Genomic DNA, 15,705 nt, shown 5'->3' with positions numbered 1-15,705 from the left:
CCATGACGGATGTGTGGGAGCGCGCCGCGCAGCTGCCGCTTGCGCAGCGCCGGGCGTTCGAGGCATGGGCGCGTCAAACGTTGACGCGCCGAGCCGCGCTCGCCGCGTGTTCCCACCCGGCCGACCTCGCCCAACAGATCGACCCCACCTACGTCGCCACCCCCGCGATACGGCTGATGGCCGAGGCGATAGAAGACGCGATGACCACCCGCGGTGCTCGGCTGCTGATCACCTGCCCGCCGCAGGAGGGCAAGTCGACGTTGGTGGCGGTGTGGACGGTGCTGCGTCAGCTTCAGCGGAACCCGGACACCCGCATCCTGATCGCCTCCTACAGTGAGGATCTCGCCCGGCAGGCCAGCCAAGCGGGGCGCAACATCATCTCGGCCTACGGCACCGGCGCCCGAGACCCCCTCACCGGCATTGAGCTCCCCGACCGGCTCGGGCTCGGGTTGGCCGCCGACCGGTTCGCCGCCGGGAACTGGCAGATCAAGGGCCACAAGGGCGGTGTGGTCGCGGTCGGTATGGGCGGCACCATCACCGGCCGCCCCTGCGACATGCTCGTCATAGACGACCCGCTGAAGGGTATGGCCGCGGCGGACTCCCTCACCGAACGCGCGAAGGTGATCGCGGGATTCCAAGGCGACCTGACCACTCGTCTCGCGCCGGGCGCGCCGATCATCCTGATCCAAACCCGCTGGCACGAGGCCGACCTCGCTGGGTTCCTGCTCGCTGAGCACGCGAAGAAGTGGACCCACATCAACATCCCAGCCGTCGCCACCGCGGGCGTCCGCGACGCGCTCGAACGGCCGGAGGGCACGCCGCTGGAGTCGGCGCGCGGCCGCACCGCCGAGGACTGGGCCGACATCCGCACGGCGGTGGGCGAACGCGTCTGGGCCGCCTTGTATCTCGGGTCGCCGTACCCGCTCGGCGGGACACTGTTCTCGCAAGCCTGGTTCGACCGGTACCGGCTCGCCGCCGAACCCCTGCTGTATCGGCGGCTCGTCACGATCGACCCGGCCGAGACCGGCAAGGGCGACGAAGCGGGGATCGTCGCCGCGGGCCTGGCCGGTGACGGCACGGTGGTGCTGTCGCAGGACTGGTCGGGGCAGCTGTCGTCGGCGCAGTGGCCGCGCCGCGCCTGCCTCCTAGCGCTCGCCTACGGCGCGACTGAGGTGGTGTTCGAGGCGTACAGCGCACCAACCACCTACGCGGCCCTGCTGAAACGCGCCTACGACGACCTGGTGGTCGAGGCCGCGGGCGCCGGCGGTGTGGTCGAGGGTGTCCGGGTGCCGCCGTATCGGCCGTTCCACATCAATCCGTGGAAGGGCAGCGGTAATGCGTTGGTGCGGTCGACGGGGTTCCGGCACGCGACGAGCGTCGGCCGCTGCCGGGTGGTGGGGCATCAACTCGCCACGCTGGAGGCGCAGGCAGTCCGCTGGCAGGAAGGACAGCACCAGCCGGACCGGGTGGCGGCGGGCACGATCGCGTTCGACGTGCTGTCCGGTGGCGGGGAAATGGCGATGGCCAGCCCGGACACACCGTGGGGTTCGATGCCGGACGGACTGCTACCCAGCCGTTGACGATACACGCCCAAGTGTGTAGTATTGGTGTTGTTCGAGGGATAAGCCCTCACCCAACCGGAAGGCCGGACATGTCAGTTCCCGACTCCCCCGCTGCCCAGGACTTCGCCGCCCACCCGAGCGACGCCATGACCGAACCCGTGCTGTGCGAGCAGCACGACGGCGTGCACGAGTTGGCCGCTGATTGCGTGTGGCCGCACAACTGGGCCCCGAACGGCCGCACGTGGGCCGACGGCACCGCCGAATGCCCAGACCGTCTGGAGTGGGGTCCCGAACGGCCCTAGGACCACCCGAATGGTGGCTGGTTCCCCGCATCAACGGCGCTGCGGTCGGGAATCAACGGCGATCCCATCGCGAACCAGCCACCACACCCAGACCACCGAGTTCGACGGACCAAGCCGTCACACATCCGGAAGGCCGGACCCATGACCCTGTTCACTACCCCGCAAATCACCGAGGACGCCATCGTCGGCAGCGCCGACGGCCGTATCTGCCTCCAGCTCGTGGAGCTGCTCGGCGGTCGCCCCGGCCGAATCTGGCTCGTGTACAACCACCGCCAGCCGGTGGTGCGCAGTGAGTACTACGTGGAGGTGTTCAACCTCGGCACCCTGTCGTGGCAGCGGCTCCACGAAATCCAGCCCGGCGCCGTCGGTCTCGTCTTCCCGAGCGATATCCCTGCCCGGATGCAGGAACTCGCCGACCAACTGTTCACCGCCGCAAACGCGGTCCTCGCCGCCGCCGAGACGGCCGAGCGCCGATAGACCCGAGGGGAACCCATGACCACGTTCGATGAACTGATGGACGCGCAGGCCCGCGTCGTCGCAATCGCGATCGCCAACTACCCGTGCCCCTGCCACCCGATCGACACCGCGGCCGAGTTCCGCGCCGAGTTCGAGCGCCAGGCCCACAGGGCGTACGGACCGATCGCACAGCACGTGATCGACGCCGAGACCCGACTCGGCTTGATCGCCACCATGTTTGCCATTCGCACCAACTGACCGCCCCGGCCCGCCACCACCCGGTGGCGGGCCACCTGACGGACCGAGCCGTCACCAACCCGGAAGGAACCGGAACATGTTCAACCACAACACCACCGCGATCATCGATGGCCTCGACCCCAAGACGCTCACCCCGGAACTGAACGAGACCGTCGCGCTCCAGGTCGCTATCTGCGCGCTCGGCTCCGACGCGCCGCGCGACGCCGGGTACGCGCCCGCCACCGCCCCGCATCCCGATTTCATGCGCCTCCTGGCGCTCGACCCCGCCGCCCTCCCCGCCGTCTGGGCACCCGCGTCCGATCCCGACAGCCTGCCCTTCTACGCCTTCCCCTGGGCCGTCTGATGCACATCACCCCCTGCAACCTCGGCCCGATCGACTGGCAGCGCCCATTCGCGTCACCCATGCGCAAGGTCGCGACGTGCGCGTGCGGGATCGGATTCTCCGCACTCGATGAGACCGGGGTCCGAGACCAGTACGCCGAACACCTGCTCATCGAGCGCCCCCCGGCGGAGGTGTTGGCCCGCGACGTGCCGACCTTGGCCGATGTGCAGAGGTGGCCGCACTTCTTCATAGGTGGTCCCGGCGTTCGGCACGCACGGGCAGCCCGCTGCCCCCACAACAAAGAACTCACCATGCTGTTCACCTGCCCCGGCTGCATCGCCGAGCACAGAAAGAAACCGGACATGACCGCCCCCACCCATGACCAGCAGGCCAGCATCTCCCCCATCACCGACACCCTCGGCCGCATATGGGTGTTCTGCCCCGATGGGGAATGGCGTTCCACCGAGTGCGGGCAGGGCATCAGCTGGGACCGCCTGATGCGCTCACCGCTGTCCCAAGCTGAGCGAGACCGCATCGAATCGCGCCTGAATCCCGCCGAATCCGCCGACCTCGAGCATGACGCCGCAATGCTCGCCGCCCTCGCCAAGGGAGTCACAGATGCGGACGCGTACGCCGACCGCTGGATCGAAGTCGCCGACACCCTCACCGCCTATCGCGATGCGGGTGTCAACCTCCCCGAGACGCCGAGCGGTCACGAGGAATGGTTCTTCACCGGCGCGGTGCGGATGCCGTTCGATCTCGACGTGATGCGCGACGAGCTTGCCGCCCTGTCCGGTCTGATCACCAAGGCCCACACCATCGCCGCCCTGTACCGGCGTGAGGCCCGCCGCCTGGACGACGAGTACGCCGCCGTCGCTCCCGACTGATCACCCATCCGGCCCGCCCCGCCACCCGCGGCGGGCCGGACCGTCACGGAGGAAACCCATGCCCGAGCAACTGGGGCCGCCCGCGCCCCGCCCCTGCGAGTCCTGCCCGTACCGCTGCGACGTACCTAGCGGCGTAGGGGCCGCAGAGGAAATGGAGAAGGTCACCCGCCGCCGTCCTGACATCACCCTCTCCGAAGCCATCAGGGACGCGTTCCGCGGGTGGAACTCCTGCACTTGCGGCTCAGCGGACTGCGACCATTTCACCGAGTAGCGGTTGCGCGGTCGGTGTCTACCGTCCGCGCCATGGCAACCACCCTGCTCGCCCTGGCCCTGTACGTGCTCACCGTCGCCCGCCTGAGCCGGATCATCACCAACGACAAGATCGGCGAACCAATACGAGACTGGTCGATCGCGCGATGGCCCGAGGGGTCCATGCTGCGGTTCATGTTCTGGTGCGCCTGGTGCATGGGCTGGTGGTTCGCGCTCGCGCTGGCCTTCCCCGCGGCGCTCGTGGCCGGTTTGCCGTGGTGGTGGGGGTTCGGGTTGTGGCCGGCGGCGTCGTATCTGGTGGGTTTCCTGTCTCGGTACGAGAAGGACTGACCCGTTGACAGTACACACATAGGCGTGTATTGTTGGATGTGTTCGAGGGACAAGCCCTCACCGCACCGGAGGAGCCGGGCATGAGCATCTACACCTTCCAAATGCTGGACGACAACGGCAATCCCACTGGCGGCACCATCGTCACCTCCGACGAGACCGAGGCCAACGAGATGGCCGAGTACTACCGCGCGAACCGCCGCAACTTCACGCTGACCACCGCCCTCGCACCCGCCGACGTCCTCGGGGCAGAGTTCCTCACGGTGTACAGCGAGAACGGCGAAGGCTCTTTCGGCATCATCCACGCCGCCACCTGCCCGCACGCCACCCCGGACGGCACCCAGCGCATCTGGGCAACCACCCCGGCCGCCGCCGTGCGGGGATCGATCGCGCAGTGCTGCAAGGACAACGAGGGCCACATGCTGGACCTGGCCCGCCGCGCGGGCGAGGTCTGACCCCGTGAGGGCCGCCCAGACTGGGCGGCCCTCACCCATATCCCCCGACGGATCGAGCCGTCACCCAACAACCCGGATGGAGCCGGAAATGAACACCTACACCCCCGCACAGGTCACCGCAGCCGACGAGCTGGCGCACGCCAACGCCCACCTGATGGACCTCCTCGACCACGAACCCATCACCTACGGCGCGGCCTACGACCAGTGGCAGAAAGAGTTCGACGGCGCGTACACCGCGCACGAGACCGCCGAGTCCCTGTACCGCAGCCTGTTCCCCGGCGACGCCCCCACCGCGTTCGACGTCCTCACGCATGCCCCGCTGACTGCGCTGCGGCGCGCGTCCCTGCCCGGTGTCTGGACGACCGGTGACAAGCGGTTCCTCGCCGCCCCGTACGCGAAGCGGAACACCAGGGCCGGACGCTGGACCGTCGAGTACTGGGCGCGCGGCGTCCTCGAGGACACCCCACGCCCCACGGTGAAGCTCGTCGCCACCGACCGCGAGCACGTGCAGCAGCTGATCGACCAGATCACGTGGGCCACGACCGACGGTGCACGCCCCGCCGACATTGTGACGCGGTGAGAGCAACCACCCGCGACGGCCGGACGTTGGAGGAGATCCCAGCCAAGGCCGTCACCGGCGACCAGGAGACCGCGGTGCGGCGCCTGGTCGCTTCCCACGCCGAGGACAGCGACGAGGAGCACGCCCTCCTCCAGATGCTCGGCATCCCCTCCACGCCGTCGTCCGTCGGCGTCCCTGATCCCCGCCCGGCGAAGTCGAGCGGCACCCCGAAGAGAAGGAGACAGAAGACCCAATGACTTCCGAATGCCGAAGCCCGGTGTGCGCGGCCGGTCGGCTCGCGCCGATCGCACTGATCACGGTCGGCGTACTGAACATCCCGATCGAGTTCGGGCTCGTAACGATCCCGACGTGGGTGGCGGTGGTGATGCTGTCCATCATCATCGCCGGAGTCGTTACCTTCGCGGGCCACTGGCGGCTCTGCAACCACTGCTATGGGCCGCTGCCGGTGGACGGCCCGACCGACGGCAGTCGAGCGTGGGGGCTGCGCACTCACGGCCTGGCGTGGCGCGTCCTGCGCGTCGGCTTCTTCTCGGTGATCGCGGCCATTGTGGTGGCGCTCATGGACAAGTTCGTCACGGTCTCACTGGACTGGATTACCGCCGCATTCCTCAGCGTGGCCGTCCTGTCCGTCGGCGTAGAGATGGCGGTGAGCGTGCTTCACCGCTGCTCGTGGTGCCCGATCTGTCACCCCGACGACAAGCGGGACAACCGGCCGACCGCCGCCAATGACGTCGAATGGCCCGGCACGATCTAACGCGGTCACCCGAGAACGCCACCACACGCCATCTGTCGGCGTGTGGTGGCGTTTTTGTCGGTTGGGGCTGGTAGACACTGCCCATGTCTGCTCAAATCCGGTTCGCGCGCCTGGCGCTGGACCAGGTTGCCGCCGAACTGGACGGCACAGCGCTACGCAACGGCTATCTGACCTCGGAGCGCATGCGGTTCCTCGCCACCAAGATCCGCGACTCCCAGCAGGTGTACGACACCGCCCTCGAAACCGCGGGCCCGCAGTGACCGACGAACACCTGATGAGCGCCGAACAGCAGGCACTCGTGCGTGCCGTGGTCGACGGGATCAACGCCGCCGCCCGCCCGGTCACCGCCCCGGAACTCGGCCGCTATCTGGCCGGTCGAATCACACCGGCGCCGGAGCCCGGGGACGTGGAGACGGTGCTGCGGATCCTGGATCTGCCCGCTGTAGCGTTCGAGCGCGGCGAAGCGCCCGGGGTCGTGCTCGCGCGCATCCTGGATGTGTTGGAAGCCGCGGCCGCAGGAGAGCACTACACACCCCCAGACCAGGATTCGCGGTACTGAGATTCGATGGAACCGGGACGCGCGTTGATGCGTCGAAACCTGCATGACCTTCGAACTGCGTCCCGCACCGAACCCGGAACCGCCCCTCGGCGGCCCGTACGACGAAGAGAAGGCCGCCCGATCGTGGGCTGCCTTCCTGGCGCAGCGGCACGGCGACGCAGGCGAGGAGCACCCGGACAGGGTTACGCGGTAACGCCGATCGGCACATTCGCGGCGGGGGGTGTCCCCTAGGCTGTCGGAATGGCAACCCCGAGTGTGTGGACCGTGACTACAACCACCCCCACCGAAGACGCTGCCCAATCCATCGCTCGCGCCGCGGTAGCGGAGAAGCTGGCGGCGGGTGCGTTCATCACCGGGCCGATCAAGTCGGTGTTCTGGCACCTCGGCGAGTCCGGTGAAGGCCAGGAATGGCGCGTCGAGTTGCGAACCTCCCACACCACTCGGGACAAGCTCGCCGCCCGGGTCAAGGAGCTGCATCCGTGGGACAATCCAGAGCTGACCGGCCAGCCCATCGCATGGTGCCCGGATGAGTACGCGGACTGGGTGGACCGCTCTACAAGCGCGCCGGAGTAGGAACCTGCGCAGTGGCTGCCCGCGCCCACAGGTCGTCTCCACCGGGGATCCCGACGGTCCGCCGCGCGACCTGCCGCACCCGCGCGAGTGGCCGCACTGATGCGACCTTCCCGGCCAGCGTAAGCGCATCCTCCGTGATCGACAGCGCCTCCTCGGCGTTGCCTGCGTCAAGGTGAGCATCAGCGAGCCAGGTCATGTACAGGGCTTTGTCCCGTGTCCACGGATCGGGGTACGAGCCCAATGCACGTTGCAGCGGCGCCATCGCCTTCTCCGGGTTGTGCAGGACGGCCCAAACGCGGCCGACCATGATGTCCAGCTCGTCGCGGGTCATCCACGCAAACCACTTCGCTGCCGGGCGCGACGCTTCGCTGTCGAGCGCGTCCGCCGCAGCATCGAGGGCACGGGCGGCGTTGTCGCGTTCGCCGATGGTCGCCAAAGACCAGGCACGCCGAGATTCGAGCAACGCTCGAGCCTGCGGGGGAGCGTCCGGGCCAAGGGCAGTACAGGCGGCGTCCGCTGCTGACACGGCGTCGCGGTCACCGGTGGCGTACGCGGTTTGGATGAGCGCGTTAGCGGCCAGCTCCAGGTTGCCGGCCTCGGTCGCGGCGCGGTGGCTGTAGCTGTACAGGCTAAGGGCGTGGTCGGGGAAACCAGCGTCGAACGCTGCCCAACCAGCCTGTTGCGCCTGCTCTCCCGCGAGTTCGGTCAACTGGACTCGTATTGCGCTGCTGTGGTTGGCGTGGCGGAGAACGTGCTCGGTTCTGGCGAGTTCGGAGAAGTACAGGTGGAAGGTGTCGCCGCCGCCGATGAGGTTGTCGAGGTCTTGCAGGCGGGTGAACTTGTGGCGCATCTCGTCCAACTCCGCTGCCCCGACGCGGTTGGGTGCGGCGGCGGTGGTGAGCGGGATGGACATCCCGGCCAGCGCTAGAAAGTCTCTGCGTTTCGTGGCTTCATCCTTCTCAGCGTCGCGGCGGGTTCGTTTCGGGTACAGCCCGATCTCTGATTCCGACCCCGCCTTTAACACTGCCATGAGCGCCTGTCTCGTCGCAGTGCGAGGCCATCGGATTTCACCACGCTCGATCCGGCTGATCGCCTGCGCATCGACGGCGGCTCGGTGGCCAGTCGCGTTTTCGATCTCGGCACACACCAGTGCGGCCAGCTCGGCATGTGTCCAGTCGTGAGCCAGCCTGCGAGATTTGAAAAGCTCGTTCAACTCTCTCTCCAGAGTTCGAGCGTTATTTGCCTACAGTTTTGCGCTGTCGATCAATCCTCGCAGCGACAACCCTGAAAGTGGCCCTCGGCGCCGGGTGAGCCCTCCCTCATCAGGGCACACCACCGGCGTCTGTGACGCCGCCGGAGGGTAGCGAAAGCCCCCGGCGCCGGGCGCCTTCCAATCGAGGAGAACGGGAGCCGCGCGGGATGGGAGAGGCAGACAAGGTCCGGCTGTCAAAGGTCGGGCAGTGGGAAACCATCGACGGCACACCGTACGGGCCGCTGACGCGGGTGCGGTGTCCGGACGTCGAGCACTGCCTACGCCTGGCCCCCTACGAGGACGGCCGCATCGGGCCGCACGACCGCAACCAGCCCGGCACCTGCCGCTGGGTCGGAACCGCGGTCGTGGATGACCGTCACGACATCCCGCGCGAATACCTGATCAACCTCGCTCCGGTCACCGGGATAGACCGGAGGCGCTGGCTGGGCGGGGGCGCAGATGCTTAAAGCCGCAGTGCATTACGTGGACGACGCCACCACCGTGCTGGAGAACCCGATTGCGCGAGTCCGGTTCTACCGCAACGTGTGCGGGCTGCCCGCGTGCATCGATCCGTCGCTGGGCCGAATCTCGTTCTGGTCGGGCAGTATCGGCGCGATCACTCTCCCGGCTCAGTTGGGCGCGCAGGTGAAGAACCACATGCAGCAGACCGGGGCGACGGCCGGGCCGGTCGTGTCGCATCCGCGGTCGAAGCGCTGGACGTTCATCATCCGCCCGGACGTGCCCGATGATGTGCCGTTGTTCGCGGAGATGTTCCGGCTCAACGTCACCCTTGTCCCGCCTGGGGCGGAGATTGCTCTGCCGAGTCCGGTGGATGACGTGCGGGTGTGGGCGCACGCGCCTCGGGATTCGTTCCGGCCGTCGGGGATGGCGGTGATCGAGGCGATTCGTGCGTGTCGACCTCATGGGCGGCCGGTGTTCTACCAGCGGAAACTCGTCCCCGACCAGTAGACAGTACACACACGAGCGTGTATAGTTAGGGGTGTTCGAGGGAGCAGCCCTCAACAAACCGGACGAAGCCGGAACACCCTCCACCTGCTCACCAGGTGGGCCACTGGCGTCGTCCTCTCCCCGGCCGGACATCCCGGACCGGGACCAACAGGGAGGAACCATCATGCGTCACCTCTTCACCGCCGTACTCGCCGGTACGGCACTGCTCAGCGCGGCGGCACCCGTCGCCGCCGCGCCGGTCGTCCCCGCCCGCGCTGAATTCCAGTGCAACCTGGGATTCATGCCGACCAAACCCACCGTGGGTGTCGGCTCGATCGTGGGGAACGCCTGGGCGAAATGCAGCGTCGCCCCCGAGGTGCACCACATGACGCTCACACTGGAGCGGCGCGACGGCGGCGCGTGGGTGTCGGAGGAAATCGCCCACAGCGACAAGATCCCGGCCCCCCGCGAGGTGTACGAGGTCAAGACGCGCTGTATGCCCGGAGTATGGCGTGTCGCGGCCACCGCCAGCGGTAGCCTCGGGGGCACCCCGTTCGCCTTCACGGACTTCAGCATGGAGCGGTTCATCACCGCGCCGGAATGCAAACGATAGGAGCATCCATATGCCCATGACCGCAGGCCGATACGCCGATGCTGGACCGTCGCGCCCGTGGTTCTGGGTGCGTCACGCCGTCGCCGGGCTCGTCCCGGCGCGGCGTGACCCTCGGGACAACGGCGGCGGCTACACCATGCACCGCGAATGGGGCGCATGGACGTTGCGGCCGGTGACCGGGTGGCGGTCGATCCGATGGATCACCCCGCCCGCGCACGCGACCCGCAGCGTGCCCGCCACCGATCGAGACGCAGCGCTCGACTGGCACGCCGAGAAGCTCGGGATTCCTCACTAGAGTCCCGACCAAGGAAGCCCCACCCGAATCCCCTTCCGGGTGGGGCTTCGTCGTGTCCGGGGTGGTTGCACCCCGGCTGTTTACCGTCCGCCGTCGATGGCACAGATCTGGCGGCGCACGAAACCCACCACCCCGGACAGCGTGGAGTCCCCGGTGGCCTCCGCCGTGTCCGGCCTCACCGCGGCATCCGCGCCCGTGCCGCCCGCACGGTGGGGCAAGATCGCCAAAACCAGCGGTGACCGCGGCAAGTGGCAGCCCGAATGCTGGGACATGCTCGACCAGGTCGGCGAACTCAGCTTCTCGATGCTGTGGAAGACCGCCCTACTGAGCCGCTTCCGCCTCGTAGCCTCCGATATCGACCCGGAGACCGGCAAACCCACCGGCAGCACCGACAACGCCGAAGCCAAGAAGATCGTTGCCGCCATCGCGGGCGGCGCGACCGGCCAGTCACAGATGCTGTCCCGCCTGGCCCCTTTGATGATGATCCCCGGGGAGGGGTTCCTCGCGATCATCTACCGCGACGGCGCCGAAGAGTGGCACATCCTGTCGTCGGATGAGATGAAGACCCGCGGTACCGAAGTCGAGATCGAACTGCCCGACGGCAGCAAGTACGTGATGGTGCCGGACGTCGACACGCTGGTGCGGATCTGGCGGCCCGACCCCCGCCGATCCTCGCTCGCCTGGTCGCCGGTCAAGGCCGCCCTGCCGATCCTGCGGCAGATCGTCCGGATGATGCAGAACATCGAGGGCGCGGGCAAGAGTCGACAGGCCGGTAACGGCATCCTCGTGCTGCCCAACGAGATCTCGATGCCGCTCACGCCGCCGCCGACCGGCGCACCGGACCCCGACGCCCCGAACCTGCCGCCGCCCCCGCCGCCCGTTGCCCGGTTCGTGACCGCCGACCAGGTGCGGCAGGCTCTGCAAAAAGCGATGGCCACCGCGATCGAGGACCCCTCGAGCGCGGAAGCGATGGTTCCGATCATCCTCCAGTGCGCCGGCGAATGGGTCGACAAGATCCGGCACATCCGGTTCGACACCGAGGTCAGCGAGAAGGCGCAGAAGGCCCTCGAAGCCGCGGTGCGGCGTCTGGCGATGACACTGGACATGCCGCCGGAAGTGCTGCTCGGCCTCGCCGACCTCAATCACTGGAGCTTGTACGGGGTGGAGGAGGAGGCCGTCAGGTGGCACGCCTCCCCCGAGATGGAAACCATCTGCGACGCCCTCACCCGGGACCTACTGCGGCCGCTGCTGAACGACGGCAGCAACACCGTGATCTGGTACGACACCTCCGACGTGGACGCCGAACCGGACCGGGTGGAGAAGGTGCGGCAGGCATACCTCGACGGGGTCGCCAACGCCGAAACCTACCTGCGAGAACTGGCGTTGGGTGAGGACGCCGGATACGACCTCACCACCCGCGACGGATGGGCGGCGTGGGCCACCGATCAGGTACGCAAAGACGCCGCCCTCGTGCCCACCCTCGCGCCACTCCTGCAACTCCTCGTACCGGCCCTGGCCGACATCGCACCACCGGCCGCCGTCCCCGCCGCACCGCCCCAGGAGCAGCCCGCGATCGAAGCACCGACCAACGACCGCCTCCCGGACACTCGCGAAGCCGCCGCCGTGGCGGTGCGGATGTGCGTCAACGAAGGCCTGCGGCTGGCCGGGATGCGCCGACGGTCCCGCGCCAATCACGCCCTGCTGCGGGACGTTCCCGCGCGCGAGACGCACCGGCATCTCGGGCCGGTCCCGCCCGGCGAAGTGGATCGGCTGATCGAAGGGTGGGAAGAGGTGCTCGACGCCGAAGTGTGCGCGTCAGCGGGCATCCCGCTCGGGCAGTTGCGGGAGCTGGTGCAGGCGCAGTGCCGGGAAGTGCTGACCGCCCAGTCCGCTGTCCTGGTCGGTGCACCGTGAACCAACAACAGCGCGACGACCTGGTGGCCATCCTCACCCTGGAACGGGAGCTGGAGGCCGCTGTGGGGGCGGCGCTGCGGCCCTGGCTGGCGACTGCCCGCGCGGCCGCCCTGCCCGCCCTCGTCGCCGCGGCGATCCCACCCGACCCAGACGCGATCGGCCGCCACGCCGACGCCGAATGGGACCGGGCCGTGGATGAAACGGTGCTGCCCCGTCTCGGTGCGGCCCTGACCCGGCTCCTCGGTGAGAACGCCGACCGCCTCACCGACTGGCGCGCCCAATACCTGGCCTCCGCCCGCACCCGCCTGGCGGCGCTGCCCGCCCGTGCGATCCGCCGTGTTCGCGCCGCCGTCCGGGACGCGGCCGGCGCCACCGTGGACGCTGTGCGCGCCGCGGTGGACACGGCGCTGTCGTGGACGCAGTGGCGATCCGATGCCGCCCTGACGGCCCGCAACGAGGCCGTGAGCGCGTTCAACGCGTCTCGACTGGCCGCCGCCGAGGCACACGCCCGGGAGACCGGTGTGCGCCTCGATAAGCAGTGGATCGCGCTGCACGACAGCGCGACCCGGCACAGCCACATGGACGCGGACCGGCAACGCGTCCCCCTCGATCAACCGTTTCTCGTCGGCGGCGCGCAGCTGATGTACCCGCACGACCCTGACGGGCCGATCGAGGAGACAGCGAACTGCCGCTGCGTCGTCCTCATCCTCAACGCCGCACCCCTCGAACCCGCTGCGCTCACCGCCGCCCACACAGGAGGAACCATGCCCCGAACATTCGAGGCCCTGTTGATCCCGACCGGCGTGGTCGGCCGATCCCAAGGCTGGATGCTGGCGAGCAATGTGCAGCTGGTCGACAGCGCGTTGCCGCTCGCGTTGAAGTGGCAGAAGACCGCCGACCCGGGCCATGACGGCGCGTACACCGTCGCGGTCCTCGAAACCCTCGAGCTGCGCGACGGCGCGGTCTGGGGCACCGGTGTCATGCTCGACACCCCCGAAGCCGCAGAAGCGGCAGCCGAGGTCGAGAAGAAGGTGAGCCGCCCCAGCATCGAACTCGTCGCCCGCAGCGAAGTACTCGCCGATTCCAGCGGCAACCCGGTCAGCATCGAAACCGCCGAGCAGATGTACATGGACGGCGCGGCGATCGTTTCTCGGATCGACGTCGCCGAAATCGTCGCCGCCACACTCGTTTCCGTCCCGGAGTTCCGCGACGCCCACATGATCCTGGGCGAGGAGGCCGACGCCGAACACACGCTGGCGCTGGTGGCCGCCGCCCGCATCGTGGAACCGGACCTCTACCCGGCCGACTTCTTCCAGGACCCGCACCTCACCGAACCCACCCCCATCCACGTCACCGCCGAAGGCCGCGTGATGGGACACCTGGCGTGCTGGGAAACCATGCACACCGCATACCCGGACATGGCCCGCACCCCCTACCGGTCGTTCTCCGGATACAACGAATTCCATCAGTCGCCGGTCAACCTCGACAACGGCGAACGGTTGCAGTGCGGACGGCTCACGGTCGGAGGCGGCCACGCACCCGCAGGCCGCGGCGTCATCGCCGCCCGACAGCACTACGACGACGTCACCACCTGCTGGGCCTACGTGTGCGCCGGGGAAGACGACCTAGGCATCTGGGTATCCGGCGCCATCGACTTCCAGGCTCCGGAGGACATGGTGAAAAGGGCGCTCCAAACCCCGCATTCGGGGCACTGGGAGCGCGCCAACGGCCACCCCGAACTGCTGGCCGCTCACGCGGTGAACACACCTGGCTTCCCGATCCCGGCCCGCCGGATGCGGGATCGAGACGGGGATTTGGCATTGGTGGCGTCGTTCGCGCCGCGCCACTCCCGGCCGCCGCTGCCGACCAGCCTGCTAGAGGACATCGCCCGCCGGGGCGCGCAGGCGTACGCACAGCAGCAGGCCGCCGACCAGCGCGCGGCGGCAGCACGGGAGATCGTGGCGGAGACATCGGATCGCCGCCGCAAGCTCGCCGCGGCGATCCGCGAGGACAGCGCACGACGGAGGGCAAGCTGATGGGCTGCAACTGCGGCGGCGGCGGTTCCCGTGCTCGCACCGGCCAGGTGACCGGTTATGAGGTCACGACCATCCTCGGGGAGAAGAAAGGCCCGTACCTCACCCAGACGGACGCCCGGATCGCGGTCCAGGAGGCCGGTGGCGGCGTGATCAAACCGATCCGCGCCTCCAGTTGAGATCGAACGTTGAAAGGCCCGGTTACATCCGGGCTTTCAACGTGAATGCTTCACCACACCTTGTGCGGACCAATTGATTTGGGGCGCACGCTCAACCCCTCACCCTCCCAACGCTCGACGAAGTAGCGGCGCCGCTCACGCTGTAACCCGATCGTCTTCCAATCACCCTTCGGCCTGGTGTTCGGGCCACGGAATACGTTTCGAACGGTGTTCCATTTCCACCGCTGGTATTCGTCCGTGAGCATGTGGGTGCGGGCGGACTGTTGCATCACGGCTCGCCGAGCTGCCTCCACCCAGGTAACACCGACCCATGGCGCAACTCCTTCGGAGTCGACAGGGAAGTGCACGGTCAACTTGATCGGTTCGGACTCGCATGTCATTTTCGGCAGAACATGCGGCGTCTCGAAAAGCACAGACCCTGCACCCCATATCCGCGCTTCAACCTCATATAGCTCCACTGGCCCGATTGCACGCATGGTGACTTGGCATTCCCACTGTCCGTTGGTCACGATTTCGTCGCGCAGTACATTTAAATGCCAGCCCTGAACCGGGGATAAGCGATGCTGACGCCACATACCGTAGGCCGGAATCACCATACCGAGCGGACGAAGTGAAGGCTCCATCGTCTCACCGCTGGAAGGTGGAGAAGTCGCCCTGCCAGAGAACCGAACCCGCCGTCACCACAGCAGGATTCAGCTTGTCCTTAGTGACCTTGTAGGCGTGCTTCACCGTCTGGCGTGACCCGGGTGGGATCGCGCCCTGCACGCCGTCGCCGTAGTGTTCGGAGATCGACATCGTGTGTTCGGCAGGCGATCCCGCGGCCCCGTACACGAGGGTCGGTGTGGGCCAGTTGTAGCCCTGGAACACCTCCGTGCCGGTATTCACCAGCTGGAACGTGAACACAGTGACCGGCCCGTAGCGGGAGTTGACGTCCTCCACCGACAGAATCGACACCTCCATGCCGGTGGACTTCGAAACCCCGGTGTCCAGTGGCGCATTCACCCCCGCCGCCTTCCCCGGGGACGTGCCCGCCGATGTGGCTGGCGCTTGGCTGGTCGGCAGGATCGGCGTGGACTTCGGTTTGGTGTCCTCGTCGTTGCTGCCGCAGCCGGTGAGCGCGAGCAGCGCGCACACTGCCGCGGCGACGGCGGTAGATCTGATCATCG

Annotated in this window: 26 protein-coding genes; 23 read left to right on the top strand and 3 right to left on the bottom strand. The window is 68.1% G+C overall.

Annotated features, from left to right (window positions below; genetic code table 11):
• Positions 1–2: 2 nt before the first annotated feature.
• The 16 genes from ABZ420_RS31515 to cutA all read left to right on the top strand — a co-directional run bounded on the left by ABZ420_RS31515 (position 3) and on the right by cutA (position 7,305).
• Positions 3–1,580 (top strand): terminase family protein, encoded by a 1,578-nt coding sequence (locus ABZ420_RS31515; RefSeq protein ID WP_357130485.1) that lies wholly within the window; start codon positions 3–5, stop codon positions 1,578–1,580.
• Between the two features lie 71 nt (positions 1,581–1,651).
• Positions 1,652–1,864, top strand: coding sequence for a hypothetical protein (locus ABZ420_RS31510; protein ID WP_357130482.1), 213 nt, complete (start codon positions 1,652–1,654; stop codon positions 1,862–1,864).
• Between the two features lie 141 nt (positions 1,865–2,005).
• The gene (locus tag ABZ420_RS31505) at positions 2,006–2,341 is read left to right on the top strand and encodes a hypothetical protein (RefSeq protein WP_357130479.1); all 336 of its coding nucleotides are present in this window, start codon (positions 2,006–2,008) and stop codon (positions 2,339–2,341) included.
• 36 nt (positions 2,342–2,377) lie between these two features.
• Positions 2,378–2,578 (top strand): hypothetical protein, encoded by a 201-nt coding sequence (locus tag ABZ420_RS31500; RefSeq protein WP_357130476.1) that lies wholly within the window; start codon positions 2,378–2,380, stop codon positions 2,576–2,578.
• A gap of 76 nt (positions 2,579–2,654) precedes the next feature.
• Positions 2,655–2,921, top strand: coding sequence for a hypothetical protein (locus ABZ420_RS31495; protein ID WP_357130473.1), 267 nt, complete (start codon positions 2,655–2,657; stop codon positions 2,919–2,921).
• A complete protein-coding gene (locus ABZ420_RS31490) occupies positions 2,921–3,787 on the top strand; it encodes a hypothetical protein (RefSeq protein WP_357130470.1) in 867 nt (288 codons plus the stop codon). The genes ABZ420_RS31495 and ABZ420_RS31490 overlap by 1 nt, the downstream gene beginning before the upstream one ends.
• A 58-nt stretch (positions 3,788–3,845) precedes the next feature.
• On the top strand, positions 3,846–4,058 hold the full coding sequence (locus tag ABZ420_RS31485; RefSeq protein ID WP_357130467.1) for a DUF6283 family protein: 213 nt from the start codon (positions 3,846–3,848) through the stop codon (positions 4,056–4,058).
• 32 nt (positions 4,059–4,090) lie between these two features.
• A complete protein-coding gene (locus ABZ420_RS31480) occupies positions 4,091–4,387 on the top strand; it encodes a hypothetical protein (RefSeq protein ID WP_357130464.1) in 297 nt (98 codons plus the stop codon).
• A gap of 80 nt (positions 4,388–4,467) precedes the next feature.
• Positions 4,468–4,839: a hypothetical protein gene (locus ABZ420_RS31475; RefSeq protein ID WP_357130461.1), complete on the top strand. Its 372-nt coding sequence runs from the start codon at positions 4,468–4,470 to the stop codon at positions 4,837–4,839.
• A gap of 88 nt (positions 4,840–4,927) precedes the next feature.
• Complete coding sequence (locus ABZ420_RS31470; protein WP_357130458.1) at positions 4,928–5,419, top strand: hypothetical protein; 492 nt, start codon at positions 4,928–4,930, stop codon at positions 5,417–5,419.
• Positions 5,416–5,655 carry a hypothetical protein gene (locus ABZ420_RS31465; RefSeq protein WP_357130455.1) on the top strand — a complete coding sequence of 80 codons (240 nt, stop codon included), beginning with the start codon at positions 5,416–5,418 and terminating at the stop codon, positions 5,653–5,655. Before ABZ420_RS31470 ends, ABZ420_RS31465 begins: the two co-directional genes overlap by 4 nt.
• A complete protein-coding gene (locus ABZ420_RS31460; protein ID WP_357130452.1) occupies positions 5,652–6,173 on the top strand; it encodes a hypothetical protein in 522 nt (173 codons plus the stop codon). Before ABZ420_RS31465 ends, ABZ420_RS31460 begins: the two co-directional genes overlap by 4 nt.
• 83 nt (positions 6,174–6,256) lie before the next feature.
• Complete coding sequence (locus tag ABZ420_RS31455) at positions 6,257–6,433, top strand: hypothetical protein (protein ID WP_357130449.1); 177 nt, start codon at positions 6,257–6,259, stop codon at positions 6,431–6,433.
• Positions 6,434–6,447: 14 nt separating this feature from the next.
• Positions 6,448–6,732, top strand: a complete 285-nt coding sequence (locus ABZ420_RS31450) for a hypothetical protein (protein ID WP_357130446.1) — start codon at positions 6,448–6,450, stop codon at positions 6,730–6,732.
• Positions 6,733–6,775: 43 nt separating this feature from the next.
• Complete coding sequence (locus ABZ420_RS31445) at positions 6,776–6,925, top strand: hypothetical protein (protein ID WP_357130443.1); 150 nt, start codon at positions 6,776–6,778, stop codon at positions 6,923–6,925.
• 71 nt (positions 6,926–6,996) lie between these two features.
• Entirely contained in the window at positions 6,997–7,305 is a 309-nt protein-coding gene (gene cutA, locus ABZ420_RS31440; RefSeq protein ID WP_357130441.1) for a divalent-cation tolerance protein CutA, read from the top strand.
• Here cutA and ABZ420_RS31435 read toward each other — a convergent pair.
• Positions 7,286–8,518 (bottom strand): hypothetical protein, encoded by a 1,233-nt coding sequence (locus tag ABZ420_RS31435; protein ID WP_357130438.1) that lies wholly within the window; start codon positions 8,516–8,518, stop codon positions 7,286–7,288. The two genes, cutA and ABZ420_RS31435, sit on opposite strands and share 20 nt — an antisense overlap.
• 206 nt (positions 8,519–8,724) lie before the next feature.
• Between ABZ420_RS31435 and ABZ420_RS31430 the strand changes: the two genes are divergently transcribed.
• The 7 genes from ABZ420_RS31430 to ABZ420_RS31400 all read left to right on the top strand — a co-directional run bounded on the left by ABZ420_RS31430 (position 8,725) and on the right by ABZ420_RS31400 (position 14,539).
• The gene (locus ABZ420_RS31430; RefSeq protein ID WP_357130435.1) at positions 8,725–9,024 is read left to right on the top strand and encodes a hypothetical protein; all 300 of its coding nucleotides are present in this window, start codon (positions 8,725–8,727) and stop codon (positions 9,022–9,024) included.
• A complete protein-coding gene (locus tag ABZ420_RS31425; RefSeq protein ID WP_357130432.1) occupies positions 9,017–9,526 on the top strand; it encodes a DNA-directed RNA polymerase subunit beta in 510 nt (169 codons plus the stop codon). The genes ABZ420_RS31430 and ABZ420_RS31425 overlap by 8 nt, the downstream gene beginning before the upstream one ends.
• Before the next feature lie 163 nt (positions 9,527–9,689).
• Entirely contained in the window at positions 9,690–10,118 is a 429-nt protein-coding gene (locus tag ABZ420_RS31420; protein ID WP_357130430.1) for a hypothetical protein, read from the top strand.
• Between the two features lie 10 nt (positions 10,119–10,128).
• The gene (locus ABZ420_RS31415) at positions 10,129–10,413 is read left to right on the top strand and encodes a hypothetical protein (protein ID WP_357130427.1); all 285 of its coding nucleotides are present in this window, start codon (positions 10,129–10,131) and stop codon (positions 10,411–10,413) included.
• Between the two features lie 96 nt (positions 10,414–10,509).
• Positions 10,510–12,327, top strand: a complete 1,818-nt coding sequence (locus tag ABZ420_RS31410) for a hypothetical protein (RefSeq protein WP_357130424.1) — start codon at positions 10,510–10,512, stop codon at positions 12,325–12,327.
• Positions 12,324–14,363 (top strand): phage minor head protein, encoded by a 2,040-nt coding sequence (locus tag ABZ420_RS31405; protein ID WP_357130421.1) that lies wholly within the window; start codon positions 12,324–12,326, stop codon positions 14,361–14,363. The genes ABZ420_RS31410 and ABZ420_RS31405 overlap by 4 nt, the downstream gene beginning before the upstream one ends.
• Complete coding sequence (locus tag ABZ420_RS31400) at positions 14,363–14,539, top strand: hypothetical protein (RefSeq protein WP_357130418.1); 177 nt, start codon at positions 14,363–14,365, stop codon at positions 14,537–14,539. Before ABZ420_RS31405 ends, ABZ420_RS31400 begins: the two co-directional genes overlap by 1 nt.
• 50 nt (positions 14,540–14,589) lie before the next feature.
• Here ABZ420_RS31400 and ABZ420_RS31395 read toward each other — a convergent pair whose 3' ends face one another.
• Both ABZ420_RS31395 and ABZ420_RS31390 read right to left on the bottom strand, forming a co-directional pair.
• Positions 14,590–15,162, bottom strand: a complete 573-nt coding sequence (locus ABZ420_RS31395; protein ID WP_357130415.1) for a hypothetical protein — start codon at positions 15,160–15,162, stop codon at positions 14,590–14,592.
• 4 nt (positions 15,163–15,166) lie between these two features.
• A complete protein-coding gene (locus tag ABZ420_RS31390) occupies positions 15,167–15,703 on the bottom strand; it encodes a hypothetical protein (RefSeq protein WP_357130412.1) in 537 nt (178 codons plus the stop codon).
• Positions 15,704–15,705 lie beyond the last annotated feature (2 nt).

This window comes from Nocardia sp. NPDC005745, from assembly GCF_040630775.1.
Lineage (GTDB): Bacteria > Actinomycetota > Actinomycetes > Mycobacteriales > Mycobacteriaceae > Nocardia.
This window is presented reverse-complemented; position numbering and strand designations above follow the sequence as displayed.

Excerpts from the sequence above, each read along its gene's own strand:
- ABZ420_RS31515 (WP_357130485.1), top strand. The coding sequence starts at position 3 with ATGACGGATGTGTGGGAGCGCGCCGCGCAGCTGCCGCTTGCGCAGCGC.
- ABZ420_RS31510 (WP_357130482.1), top strand. The coding sequence starts at position 1,652 with ATGTCAGTTCCCGACTCCCCCGCTGCCCAGGACTTCGCCGCCCACCCG.
- ABZ420_RS31505 (WP_357130479.1), top strand. The coding sequence starts at position 2,006 with ATGACCCTGTTCACTACCCCGCAAATCACCGAGGACGCCATCGTCGGC.
- ABZ420_RS31500 (WP_357130476.1), top strand. The coding sequence starts at position 2,378 with ATGGACGCGCAGGCCCGCGTCGTCGCAATCGCGATCGCCAACTACCCG.
- ABZ420_RS31495 (WP_357130473.1), top strand. The coding sequence starts at position 2,655 with ATGTTCAACCACAACACCACCGCGATCATCGATGGCCTCGACCCCAAG.
- ABZ420_RS31490 (WP_357130470.1), top strand. The coding sequence starts at position 2,921 with ATGCACATCACCCCCTGCAACCTCGGCCCGATCGACTGGCAGCGCCCA.
- ABZ420_RS31485 (WP_357130467.1), top strand. The coding sequence starts at position 3,846 with ATGCCCGAGCAACTGGGGCCGCCCGCGCCCCGCCCCTGCGAGTCCTGC.
- ABZ420_RS31480 (WP_357130464.1), top strand. The coding sequence starts at position 4,091 with ATGGCAACCACCCTGCTCGCCCTGGCCCTGTACGTGCTCACCGTCGCC.
- ABZ420_RS31475 (WP_357130461.1), top strand. The coding sequence starts at position 4,468 with ATGAGCATCTACACCTTCCAAATGCTGGACGACAACGGCAATCCCACT.
- ABZ420_RS31470 (WP_357130458.1), top strand. The coding sequence starts at position 4,928 with ATGAACACCTACACCCCCGCACAGGTCACCGCAGCCGACGAGCTGGCG.
- ABZ420_RS31460 (WP_357130452.1), top strand. The coding sequence starts at position 5,652 with ATGACTTCCGAATGCCGAAGCCCGGTGTGCGCGGCCGGTCGGCTCGCG.
- ABZ420_RS31455 (WP_357130449.1), top strand. The coding sequence starts at position 6,257 with ATGTCTGCTCAAATCCGGTTCGCGCGCCTGGCGCTGGACCAGGTTGCC.
- ABZ420_RS31450 (WP_357130446.1), top strand. The coding sequence starts at position 6,448 with ATGAGCGCCGAACAGCAGGCACTCGTGCGTGCCGTGGTCGACGGGATC.
- ABZ420_RS31445 (WP_357130443.1), top strand. The coding sequence starts at position 6,776 with ATGACCTTCGAACTGCGTCCCGCACCGAACCCGGAACCGCCCCTCGGC.
- ABZ420_RS31430 (WP_357130435.1), top strand. The coding sequence starts at position 8,725 with ATGGGAGAGGCAGACAAGGTCCGGCTGTCAAAGGTCGGGCAGTGGGAA.
- ABZ420_RS31425 (WP_357130432.1), top strand. The coding sequence starts at position 9,017 with ATGCTTAAAGCCGCAGTGCATTACGTGGACGACGCCACCACCGTGCTG.
- ABZ420_RS31420 (WP_357130430.1), top strand. The coding sequence starts at position 9,690 with ATGCGTCACCTCTTCACCGCCGTACTCGCCGGTACGGCACTGCTCAGC.
- ABZ420_RS31415 (WP_357130427.1), top strand. The coding sequence starts at position 10,129 with ATGCCCATGACCGCAGGCCGATACGCCGATGCTGGACCGTCGCGCCCG.
- ABZ420_RS31410 (WP_357130424.1), top strand. The coding sequence starts at position 10,510 with ATGGCACAGATCTGGCGGCGCACGAAACCCACCACCCCGGACAGCGTG.
- ABZ420_RS31400 (WP_357130418.1), top strand. The coding sequence starts at position 14,363 with ATGGGCTGCAACTGCGGCGGCGGCGGTTCCCGTGCTCGCACCGGCCAG.
- ABZ420_RS31395 (WP_357130415.1), bottom strand. The coding sequence starts at position 15,162 with ATGGAGCCTTCACTTCGTCCGCTCGGTATGGTGATTCCGGCCTACGGT.
- ABZ420_RS31390 (WP_357130412.1), bottom strand. The coding sequence starts at position 15,703 with ATGATCAGATCTACCGCCGTCGCCGCGGCAGTGTGCGCGCTGCTCGCG.